This window comes from Bacillus sp. DHT2 (genome assembly GCF_026241455.1).
GTDB classification, from domain to species: Bacteria; Bacillota; Bacilli; order Bacillales; family Bacillaceae_G; genus Bacillus_A; species Bacillus_A pseudomycoides.
Genome location: NZ_JAPHWH010000038.1, coordinates 1 through 10,626, shown reverse-complemented (window position 1 = coordinate 10,626; position 10,626 = coordinate 1). Strand labels below are relative to the sequence as shown.

The 10,626-nt window shown below is 34.1% G+C and carries 13 protein-coding genes and 3 pseudogenes; 11 read left to right on the top strand and 5 right to left on the bottom strand.

The window, feature by feature from the left end; genetic code table 11:
* Nucleotides 1–195: 195 nt before the first annotated feature.
* Nucleotides 196–1,542, bottom strand: a complete 1,347-nt coding sequence (locus ORL93_RS30255) for a hypothetical protein (RefSeq protein ID WP_003209462.1) — start codon at nucleotides 1,540–1,542, stop codon at nucleotides 196–198.
* Between the two features lie 142 nt (nucleotides 1,543–1,684).
* On the opposite strand from ORL93_RS30255, the pseudogene ORL93_RS30250 reads away from it, so the two are divergent.
* A pseudogene (locus ORL93_RS30250) lies at nucleotides 1,685–2,137 on the top strand (glycoside hydrolase family 5 protein); the annotation flags it as partial.
* An 89-nt stretch (nucleotides 2,138–2,226) separates the two neighbouring features.
* Here ORL93_RS30250 and ORL93_RS30245 read toward each other — a convergent pair.
* Both ORL93_RS30245 and ORL93_RS30240 read right to left on the bottom strand, forming a co-directional pair.
* The gene (locus ORL93_RS30245) at nucleotides 2,227–2,349 is read right to left on the bottom strand and encodes a hypothetical protein (protein ID WP_018768008.1); all 123 of its coding nucleotides are present in this window, start codon (nucleotides 2,347–2,349) and stop codon (nucleotides 2,227–2,229) included.
* Nucleotides 2,346–3,440 (bottom strand): response regulator aspartate phosphatase, encoded by a 1,095-nt coding sequence (locus ORL93_RS30240; protein WP_003209465.1) that lies wholly within the window; start codon nucleotides 3,438–3,440, stop codon nucleotides 2,346–2,348. Before ORL93_RS30240 ends, ORL93_RS30245 begins: the two co-directional genes overlap by 4 nt.
* A 272-nt stretch (nucleotides 3,441–3,712) precedes the next feature.
* On the opposite strand from ORL93_RS30240, the gene ORL93_RS30235 reads away from it, so the two are divergent.
* From ORL93_RS30235 to ORL93_RS30225, 3 genes are all read left to right on the top strand, one after another.
* Nucleotides 3,713–3,835, top strand: a complete 123-nt coding sequence (locus tag ORL93_RS30235) for a hypothetical protein (RefSeq protein WP_029427407.1) — start codon at nucleotides 3,713–3,715, stop codon at nucleotides 3,833–3,835.
* A 66-nt stretch (nucleotides 3,836–3,901) separates the two neighbouring features.
* Nucleotides 3,902–4,195 (top strand): hypothetical protein, encoded by a 294-nt coding sequence (locus tag ORL93_RS30230; protein ID WP_006096842.1) that lies wholly within the window; start codon nucleotides 3,902–3,904, stop codon nucleotides 4,193–4,195.
* Between the two features lie 305 nt (nucleotides 4,196–4,500).
* Complete coding sequence (locus ORL93_RS30225; RefSeq protein ID WP_097795982.1) at nucleotides 4,501–4,890, top strand: (deoxy)nucleoside triphosphate pyrophosphohydrolase; 390 nt, start codon at nucleotides 4,501–4,503, stop codon at nucleotides 4,888–4,890.
* Between the two features lie 150 nt (nucleotides 4,891–5,040).
* Here the strand turns inward: ORL93_RS30225 and ORL93_RS30220 are convergent, their stop codons facing one another.
* On the bottom strand, nucleotides 5,041–5,544 hold the full coding sequence (locus ORL93_RS30220; protein ID WP_265960280.1) for a hypothetical protein: 504 nt from the start codon (nucleotides 5,542–5,544) through the stop codon (nucleotides 5,041–5,043).
* Nucleotides 5,545–5,775: 231 nt separating this feature from the next.
* Here ORL93_RS30220 and ORL93_RS30215 point away from each other — a divergent pair, with 231 nt between their 5' ends.
* A complete protein-coding gene (locus ORL93_RS30215) occupies nucleotides 5,776–6,147 on the top strand; it encodes a hypothetical protein (RefSeq protein WP_098161503.1) in 372 nt (123 codons plus the stop codon).
* Nucleotides 6,148–6,228: 81 nt separating this feature from the next.
* Here the strand turns inward: ORL93_RS30215 and ORL93_RS30210 are convergent, their stop codons facing one another.
* On the bottom strand, nucleotides 6,229–6,525 hold the full coding sequence (locus tag ORL93_RS30210; protein WP_003203174.1) for a hypothetical protein: 297 nt from the start codon (nucleotides 6,523–6,525) through the stop codon (nucleotides 6,229–6,231).
* 482 nt (nucleotides 6,526–7,007) lie between these two features.
* Here ORL93_RS30210 and ORL93_RS30205 point away from each other — a divergent pair, with 482 nt between their 5' ends.
* The 6 genes and pseudogenes from ORL93_RS30205 to ORL93_RS30180 all read left to right on the top strand — a co-directional run bounded on the left by ORL93_RS30205 (nucleotide 7,008) and on the right by ORL93_RS30180 (nucleotide 10,381).
* A complete protein-coding gene (locus ORL93_RS30205; RefSeq protein ID WP_097795983.1) occupies nucleotides 7,008–7,313 on the top strand; it encodes a monooxygenase in 306 nt (101 codons plus the stop codon).
* 51 nt (nucleotides 7,314–7,364) lie between these two features.
* Nucleotides 7,365–7,676 carry a hypothetical protein gene (locus tag ORL93_RS30200; protein WP_033799306.1) on the top strand — a complete coding sequence of 104 codons (312 nt, stop codon included), beginning with the start codon at nucleotides 7,365–7,367 and terminating at the stop codon, nucleotides 7,674–7,676.
* Between the two features lie 258 nt (nucleotides 7,677–7,934).
* Nucleotides 7,935–8,385, top strand: a pseudogene (locus tag ORL93_RS30195) (ArpU family phage packaging/lysis transcriptional regulator).
* A pseudogene (locus ORL93_RS30190) lies at nucleotides 8,382–8,624 on the top strand (tyrosine-type recombinase/integrase); the annotation flags it as partial. The pseudogenes ORL93_RS30195 and ORL93_RS30190, both read left to right, overlap by 4 nt.
* A 1,023-nt stretch (nucleotides 8,625–9,647) precedes the next feature.
* Nucleotides 9,648–9,968 (top strand): PadR family transcriptional regulator, encoded by a 321-nt coding sequence (locus ORL93_RS30185; RefSeq protein WP_016131412.1) that lies wholly within the window; start codon nucleotides 9,648–9,650, stop codon nucleotides 9,966–9,968.
* 71 nt (nucleotides 9,969–10,039) lie between these two features.
* Entirely contained in the window at nucleotides 10,040–10,381 is a 342-nt protein-coding gene (locus tag ORL93_RS30180; protein ID WP_265960279.1) for a DUF1048 domain-containing protein, read from the top strand.
* The last annotated feature ends 245 nt before the right edge of the window (nucleotides 10,382–10,626 follow it).

The window sequence follows — 10,626 nt, the reverse complement described above, 5'->3', positions numbered from 1 at the left end:
AAAAAGCCTAATTTCTCTACAATCAATTGAGAAATTAGGCTTTTTAATAGGAAAAGTAGGGTACATATTAACAGAATGCACTCATAAATGGGAATATGATATAAGACCATAAGGTTTTCCTACTATTCCCTTTAGGGGGGAGTGTCAAGTAATGATGTTATTTGTTGTATATGAAGAATTAACTATTCTTTATAATTATAGTGCAGAGCTATTAGATAAACACTTTCCTACATATAGGCCACTTGCTGCTGCTTGAGATAATGAATGAGTAATACCTGAACAATCTCCAATTAAATATAATCCAGTAATAGTTGTTTCAAACCTTTCATTGATTTTAATCGTAGGAGCATAAAATTTCCCATCAATTCCATATAGTAAAGTATCCTTATCGATAGGTTCTCCGATAAATTGTTCTAAACGTAGTAAAAATTCTTTGAGTCCTTCAATGTATAATTGAGGGATTTCTTTATTAAGATCTCCATAATCCCCCTGTAGTGTAGGTTGTATATGATTATATTTCATCATCTTTTCCAAGGTAGGTTGTCCCTTCAATAAATCCTCCAAACGCTGTACAACAATTCGATCTCGTCCTTGGTTAATTCCTTTTATAATTGTACTCGCGTATAAATTTGCTTCTGTCAGAGTAGGGAAATAACGTGGGATAAATAACGTGAAATTTAAGTTAGAAGTGCCGGTTCTTTGTTCTCGAAAATTTTGTCCATCAGGCATAACTAAACCTTCTTCATACTTACGAACAATACGCCCTTTGGGGTTCATACAATAGGTAGTTGCTGTGAAATTGTCATCTTGATAAGAGAGTTTTGTTTCAAATGTGTCTTTTAATATTGAGCGTAATTGATGTTCTTTCATCTCTACTCGAATACCTAGGTCTACACGGGTCTGCTCCTGTGCAATTTCAAGGGAAGAGCACATCTCTTTTAACCAATCCGCCCCGGAGCGTCCAGTTGCAAATACTAATTGCTTAGAATGAACTATTCCTTGATTTGTAGTAATTTTAAAATATTGTTTCTGTTTAACAATATGTTGTACATTTATGCGAAACTGGATATCTATCTTGTCACGTAAATATTTGTAGAGTTGCTGAAAAATGTCGATCGAAAGTGTAGTGCCTAGATGCCTTACTTGTGTTGTTAGCATTTGTAAACCACATGCCTCGGCTTTTTTGGTGATATTTGGATTGTCTGTGGAGTATTTTAGAACTGAATTTCCACCAAAACGACATAGGATCTTATCTACTTCATCCATTAGTTTTATAAAAACTTCTTTACCTATTTTTTTCTCAAGTTCTCCTCCAAACCCGTTTGTGTAATTAAATTTCCCTTCAGATTTTCCTAGACCACCAAAACCAAAATATTTGTCACATGCATTACAGTTACATAATTCCCCTTGTTCTAAAGGACAATTTCGATATTCTAATGGCTTACCTTTATCAAGAATTAAGATATTTTTGTTGCTTTGGGCTAATGCATAAGCCATAAAAACAGCGCTTACTCCAGCACCGATGATTGTAACATCATACATATTTTTTCACCTGCTATTGAATAGTTTGCTTGCTATTTTCCTAGTGTATAACAAATTTTCAACGTTTGGAAATGGCTCACATTGATTAGAGAGGTGAATGTTTTTTTATCTTAATTTCCAGAAGGATCACCGTTTGTAATATAAAATGCTTTACGCATTTCATATGTATGAGCCGTATGAATTAACAAGTCAACGAGAAAATCAAAATAAAGAGTATCAATATCCTGGGATTGTAAAAGTAGGAGATTTAGAGAAACCTGTTATGTGGAATAAAAAGGGATTAGAAAAATTTTCGCATCCTATTCACCAGTGGTCTAAGAAAAATCATGCACCATCTAATCGAATTATTGCTGAGGAATTTGGAATTAATCGTACTGTTCCAGGAGCCACTCAATATATGAAAGACCTTATTTCTATATTCAATCAAAAAGGTTGGCATCAATCGTTCTACGCATTTCGTGAAGATACTTGGACAGGAATGAATTATGAACTCGGAACAGGAAAGATAAAATGGGACGAAGAAGGTAAGCCAATACGTCAAGAGAATCCACTTTGGGATGTATTGAAAAATGATTTGCAATCTCACAAGAAGTAAAAATGTCATTAAAGTTAAAAAGGGTGGTACGGGATTATAAAAAAGAACGCTTTCCCACTTTTGGGATTGCGTTCTTTTTTGTTAATAATTCAACCTGTATCACCGTCGGCTAAACTTTGTATAAGATTAGTAACTGTTTGAGTTCCAACTGAAGTATGTGTGCTTACTGCTAGAAATGTAATCAACAGCATTCCTAATAATACTTTTTTCACTTTAACGCCTCCTTTTTAAAAATTTCTTTTTTAGCTTCATAACTTAAATAGAAATATTTGCTTCCTTGTTCAAAATTTCCTTCGTTATGAAACTGAACTGCTAATGCCTCGGTATATTCTTGAACGTACTCCCATAACCTTTCTGTTTTAAAGTAGTCCATTCCTGCTAGTACTCCTTTTTCTAGTTTTTCAGCAGGAGATTTTTTGTTCATTTCTCTTAGGATTGTAAAGCGATATTGATACTCTTTGTTACCTAAGTCATTGCAGATGGTTAACCCTTTTTCAATGAGTTGGGATGCAATTTCTTCTTCTTTTAGTTTGACATGTTCTTTTGCTTTAACAAAAATTGCTTTGTAATGATGGGGCTTCTTCTCAACAACTTCTGATAAATATCGAATTGCTGAACTAGAAATATTTTGACTGGCATACATTAAACCCAAATTATGACGAACTAATAAGATTGCTTTTTCATTTTCTTGCTTTTGGAATGTCCCCATTGCCGTAATAAAATATTCTTCAGCAAGTTCAAATTCTCTTAAATGTGTACAAGCTAAACCTAATAAATTATCGCAATAAGCTGTTTTGAGTTCATAACCAGTGTGTTCAGAAAATATATCTCTAGCTTTCGTCCCATACTTTATGGCTAAGAGTGCTTGGTAAATATGATAATGATATGTTGCTAAATTATAGTAAAATTCAGCTTGTTCAAGTTCATCAGAGATGTGATTAAGTAATACTTCAGCTTTATCATAGTGCTCTTTAGCAAGATTATAATTACCGATTGCGTTAGAATGAATAGCTTTATAAAAATGATAGTAGTAAGCTAGGGAATTATCAGTTGGCATATCAAAGGATTCAATTTTATCAAAACTATTTTTTGAAATACTCAAATTATCTACTAAATAGTTATATCCGAAATCTAGCAGGTAATAGTAGAGTAATAAGCTTGAGTCTGCCTTTTTATTGGGAATAAGAGTATCAATTTCTTCTTTTAAACAATGGGCATTATTTATATTACGTGAACGTATTTCTTGATACCAATTATTTAATAGTTCTTTAATTTGTTCATTCCCCTTAACTTTGACATTCATGAAAACCCCTCCTTTTTCAAATATTCTTATAAATAATGATAGCAGGAATACAATGTAATAGAAATTAAGTTTCTATATTTCTCAACATTTGTCTAACAGTTTTATTTTTAAAGCAACAAATAACCAAAAGTTGTGTTTATTGACACGCCCCTCCTAAAAGTGGGAGCGCTGTCGCACCGTAGTGAACTTTCTCGTTCGGAACATCTGTAATCGGTCAAATCTAGAATAATAACGAAATTTCTAAGAGATTCAAATGTGGAAATATGGGGGGAATGAGGAAATCTAAAAGAGCAAATACATTAGTATTATTTTCTGATCATACAAAGGGTATTTACGATGATCGTTGGAATGAAGATATACTATATTACACGGGAATGGGGAAAGAAGGGGATTAAGTTTTAGAAGGAAATCAAAACAAGACTCTACATGATTCTAATGAAAATGGAGTAGGCGTTTATTTATTGGAAGCGTTTGAAACAGATAAACATATCTTTATGGGGCAAGTAAAGCTTATAGAGCAACCTTTTCAAGAGATTCAGGAGGATACGCAAGGAATCAATAGAAAAGTATGGGTTTTTCCAATCCAGTTATTGACTAAGAATGTAGTACTTCCTCAGAATATTGTTCAGATTCGACAAGAGCAAGAAATGAAAGAAGCAAGAGGATTAAATTATGAAGAACTAAAGGACCGTGCTACAAAGGTAATATCTATTAGTAACAAACGATTTACAAAAAACGAAAACATATCAGCGTAATGAATATGTAGCTGAGTTGGCTAAGAGGCGTGCACAGGGTATATGTGAATTGTGCGAACAGCATGCTCCTTTCAAAGATAAATAAGGGAATCCATATTTAGAAGCTCATCATGTAAAATGGCTATCGGATGGTGGGGAAGACCCGATTTATAACACTGTTGGAGTAGGTGCAAATTGTCATCGCAAGTTACATGTGTTAAATAAAAATGAAGATGTTGCGAAATTAAAGAAAAAGCTAGAGCAGAATAAAACGGGAAGATGAGATAACGCAAAAGAGTGAAACGATATCAAGGAAGTGATTAGAGATGAAGAAAAAAGTATCGGTTGTTGGAGCAGTAATATTCAATAAACAAAATGAAATACTATGTGCATTACGTTCTCCTACAATGTCATTACCTAACTATTGGGAATTTCCTGGTGGGAAAATTGATGAAGGAGAAGCGCCGGAAGAAGCACTATTACGTGAGATTAAAGAAGAGCTAGGTTGTTTTATTACTGTAGGTGAAAAAATAGAAGAAGTTGAGCATGAGTATGAGAATATTATTGTTCATCTAACTACATATGAAGCATACATAGAGTCCGGTGTGCCTAAAGCACTTGAACATGCAGAACTCAAATGGGTTAATGTTAATAATTTATTAGAGCTAAAGTGGGCCCAAGCGGATATTCCGACTGTAGAGGTCTTGTGTTTATAATTTAAAATGTTGGGTCTATTATAACGAAAAAGAAACCGGATTTGTACTGAACTGCACCCCAATTGTTAATTGTGTCTAACAATTAACAATTGGGGTGCAGTTCAGTAATCGGAGTCGATTTTATTTATTACATAGCGCGCTTAGTCCGTTTTAAATAGAATCAGACGGAAGTATAGGATCTACAGGATGAACCACACCAACAAACTCACGATTTCTAACTTGAGCTCTTGCTACATGAAAATAATCCCCTACATTCGCTACAATTCGGTAATGTATCGGGTCTGGCGGAAATACCGTGTCTCCCGGTAAATCCACCCACGAAAAAGTAAAATTAAAGGTATAGAGCGTCTCTTCACCCGTATTAGTTCTATAGTTTCCGGATACAAGTATATCTGTAAGTGGTACATCATTACGGAATAGCTGATACGTAATGGCATCGACACTAAAAGTAACTTCATCTCCTGGAACGGCAAAAATTTCTGTACCGATTGTTGCATCTAGTTGAACGCGTGCTCTTTGTCCTGCTACTGCTTCGGTGGGAACTCGTAGCTCCATAATTGTGATATTGCTCACATTTTCCGGAACGGAAACGGAACCAGGAACTGAACAAGAAATCGCAGTATGGTTACAATTTCTTCCGTTATTTAAGCTCACGAATAATCACATTCCTTTACTTATAAATTACGCATAATACAATAGATGGAAATTTATTTCATTTCGCTTGTATATTTACCTACCGTACATGCTATGTGCGATAGGGTACCTCGTAAAGGGAGGTGTTTTTTGTTTAATCGAGACTTCACACCCACTTTACAATCCGTTAATATCCATCTGTTAAAATTTTACATGTAAGGCGAAAAACAAACGTAAAAGGGGAACTTAATAATGGTGCAAACACATTCGAACTTATACGAAATATCAATGTCAGGCGGACAGGAGTTAATGTGGTATAACGTGGAGGTCAAACAAGGCAAGCATACATACGAATTCGAAATCTACCGAGTGAGTGATACCATTTCGTTGTTTTATGTAGATCAGTTCGAAAGACAACTGGCAATAGCTAGTACCGAAGAGATGCTGATGATGTTAGTTTACGAGGAAGACAAGATGCGTTATAGAAACATTGTAGGGGATGCGGAGTGGTTATTGCTGGACGGTATACATAATCATCGAGGAATGACGAGTGAAGAGGAATCAGCGTTTTTGTACCTGAAGGAAAATGTATTGGATGAAATGGTAGCAAAATTGGAAGCGTAAAAGAGAACCGCCTATACAGGCGGTTTTTTGTTTCGTTAGTTTCATGTATCTAATGATATATGAAACTAACTGATAATGTATTTAACCAAAATACTGTGAGTAAAAAAATAAAATGAGGAAAATTAGTGTTTTACCTAATAATCTATTAAGTAAATCTACAGGAATAAAGAGTTCACCGAGTGTAATGTTTTTGAGATTATTTAAATTTTTCTTTTTTAATAAACCTTTTAACGTTTGAAAATCTATCTTATTTGAAAAAGACCAACCTGGCTTAGCTTTTGTATCTGAATTTACCTTAAAAATAACATGAATACCATAAGATTTTATACCACTTATATTTAATAATAGAATGAACCCTAAGATGATTAACCAAGTCATTTTGAGCACCTCGCTTTGATATTTAATATTATGATATTAAATGCGTTGAGAAAGTGTGCTGTTGTCCATGAAAAATGTTGCGAATTTGTTGCGATTATGTTGAGAATAATATGATACTACTATTGATTTTGAAGGCTGAGAAGACTTTCGAAATTTTATTTTGCTAGGCACCTGAAAAATCCGTGTATCAAAAAATAACTTTAGGTCTTAAAAATGCTGTATCGTTAGAAAATTATATTATAGGATTAAAACAAGTTTTACTAAATGTGAAAAATATCCAAGAGCACCCAGTCTCTACACTAGCAACGTTTCTCGAAAAAGGAGCGTGACGGTTCTCAAAAGAAATTGAAGAAATGTATCCATCACCGAAAAATGGATTAAAATCCTTTGTACAAAGGGGGCTTTTATCTGGTAGCTAGCAAATTAAAAAAATTTTTGGTGAACTTTACATTGAGAAATATTGAAAATGGGAGTGATTGAAAATGGCATATCTATTACAAGTTGATTTTGCGTTTGAAGGTCCTTTTGGTGAAGAGATGGCAAAAGCATTTTGGGATTTAGCAAATAGTATTAACGAAGAAGAAGGGTTCCATTGGAAAATATGGACAGAGAATCAAGACACAAAAGAAGCTGGAGGTATCTATGTATTTGAAGAAAAACAAGATGCTGAAAAATATGCTGAAATGCATAGAAACAGACTTCAATCGTTTGGTGTTAAAGATATTAGGGTAAGAATTTTTGACATCAATGAAAAGCTAACCAAACTTAATCATGGTTATGTTAAATAATGAGGAATACGGCACGGCATTCTCGACAGTTGAAGTAAGGGAGTGATTATTATGAAAGGGGTTAAAAGAAAAAATATAATTATTTTGGTATGTCTATCGGTGTTAGGTGGCTTAATATTTCTTTTTACATCTAATAAAGATTCTAAGATTGACGATTTTCCTGTACCGATGTCAGCCATTTATATTAAAGAGGATAAACCGAATGTTTATAGATATTATAGTATTATTCCTATAAACAAAGCTAAGGGCTGGAAATATCTTGGTGAAAATGGTCATACTATAGAATTTCAAAAAGGTAATAGAAAAATAATTATTTTGCATCTACCAGAGGATAGAAATTATTATTTATATGAAGAACAATAGGGTCAATATACTATTTGTAAGTTGAAATTTAGTGGATATTTTCTATAGAAGTTATATATAAATATTAATGGTAAGATGTTTGAATCTTAAATGTATCGAAGGATATAATAGATGTCGAAGTGCAGGAAACTCGAATATTTAGTCCTACTGGAAGAACCGGCGGACATTGAACTATAAAGAGCGTTAGCAATATTGCTCTGTAGTTTGGTGTTCGCTTTTTTATATTTTATTAATAAAATAGACAAGGAGTGTTTATGTATGAATCAATTAACTTTCTTGCCAAAGATTGATCGTAAAGCAACGCATGCTCGCTTAGAAAAGATTCTTGAAGACGTTCGTATTTATAGACAGTTTGGGATGATCAGAAATGAGGGTTACAGCTTCTTGTGAAATAAGATATTATGGCCCAACAAAAATGGTAGGTAAACTAGCTGAAGAAGTTGCTTTGGCCAATTTGGGATTGAGTAAGCGAGAGGAAAGATAAAAACGTCTATCTTTTCAGATTGATAAGACGTTAAGTCGTTTTAGTAAGAATCAGAGAGACATTATTATAAAGCGTTATGTAGAAGCTGAAGAAGTATTTGACTACATGGTTTATAACGAGAGTGGCATGAGTGAGTATACAGATAGACGTAAAGTCTAGCTAGCTTTTGCTCTTAGGTTAGAAGTGTATGAGGTAGAAAGTCAGTATGGAGGGGATGATCTATGAATTTTGTTCAACCTATTCGTGATCCAGATCAAATACAACAAATTAAAGAGCACCTCAAGGAAAAGAATGAGCGTAATTATATTCTTTTGGTAATGGGAATTAATACAGGATTACGTATTAGCGATATTTTCAAATTGAAGGTAGGAGACTTAAAAGGTAGTCATATTTCAATGAGAGAAAAGAAAACAGGAAAGCAGAAGCGTATTCAATTGACTCCAGCATTGAAAAGAGGATTACGATGATACATTGAGGAAAGAGAAGATAATGAGTATTTTAAACTTAATAATAGAGAAGATTATTAAGTTTGAAATTGAGTATGATAAAAAGAAGACAATTATTAGTGATTGATATAATTTAGTTTAGATATCTTATTCGGTCATACCAATAAAGGGGATTTTGGCATACAGTAATTACATAATATGAATAGTTGTGGAACGGTTCCTACAATTTATGAATTTTTTATACCTGCGTGTTAGTTGTATTGAAGTTAGCTAGTTCTTCTTTCACTATGTTTAATATCACATTTTTGCCTTCTTCATTAAGGGTAGCTAAAATACTCCTAAACAAACTAATAAATAGTTAGAATTGCTCCTGTCATTTCTCATGGAAGTTACTAAAGAAAGTATGTTATTAATTACAGATTCAAAAATTAGTGCATTATTATCAATATTAAATGAAAGCTCCTCCTTGTTTTCTTGATCTTTCCTTTCGATTTGTTTATGTAAATCTCTCATCCATTTACTTTCAAAAGTTTTTTTATGAATAAGCTGGTCTCCTTGATAAGCAGCATTTAAAGGGTGCCGCTGTTTATTACATAATGGTGGTATGATTTTCCTCTGAATAAGGACTTATTCAGCTAACGGGCGCTTTAATTGAACAAACTGCTAAAGCTAAAAGGATCTTCAATCAGAAGATCCTTTTAATATGCCTATAATGAGACGTTATGTTAACCTAACCTAACATGACAATGAGAATAGCTGGTTTTAAAAATATTTAGAAAATCCAGTTGACGGCATACCTACTACGTGTTACGATATACCTGTAGTAAGTCACACTCGATACTGACACCACTGAATAGTTAGGTTGCAAAAAAAATTTAAGAAAAATAGTTGACACTTTCTACTAAGTGATACAATATACGTGTAATAAGTAATACTGAATAGAGTGATTTTCCAAAAGCTATTTAGTAAAAATTCACCTTAGTACTCTGTTATACTGAATATAAGCCAGACAAAATAGAGGAGGGAGAGGAGGATCTAAACATGGAAAATTTAACTGAAATGCTGAAGGGTTCGCTGGAAGGCTGCGTGCTGGAAATCATCAGCCGCCATGAAACCTATGGCTACGAGATTACCCGCCGCCTGAACGAGCTTGGGTTCACCGAAGTCGTGGAAGGGACGGTCTATACCATCCTCGTGCGATTAGAAAAGAAAAAACTTGTGAACATAGAAAAGAAACCGTCAGATATGGGGCCGCCCCGCAAGTTTTACTCACTTAATGAGGCTGGCCGCCAGGAACTTGAATTGTTTTGGAAAAAATGGGATTTTGTATCATCAAAAATTAATGTCTTGAAGTCAATCTAGCTTCATAAGATATTCCGTCCGATATTTTTGGAGTGTCTTGTTCAGCTTTATAAAAAAGGAGGAAAAATAACATGTTGGAAATGTTCAAAAAAATGATTGGTAATAAAAAAGAGTACAAAATGATGATGGCACGGGTTGAAGCCCTTCCAGAGGACTACCAGTTTGTATTTAAGAAAATTCAAAACTACATGTGGAATTTCTCAGCGGGCAACGGGATGGATATGCTGCACATACAATATGAATTAATCGAGTTATTCGAAGCCGGTGCGGCGGAAGGCAGACAAGTGCTGGAAATCACTGGGGACGACGTGGCGTCCTTTGCCGACGAACTAGTAGCAAACGCTAAAACCTATGTCGCCAAGTATCGTGAAGATTTGAATCAGAGTATCATGAAACGATTGGGAAAAAAATAAATGTAATAGATAATACCGACTGAATAGCTGGTTACAAATGTGAATTGCCACCTTCGCTATTCAGTTATATTTTTAACTCGGTACTAAGTTATACAGATTATCAGTCAGACTAAATAGGAGAGTATAGGCAATCTAGCTCCGCAAGGTGCTTTTTATAAGGAGGAAAAAAGTATGAGCAATGCAGCGATTTCTGTAAAAGAGTTAAAAAAATCCTTTAAAGACAAGGAAGTCTTAAAGGGGGTGGA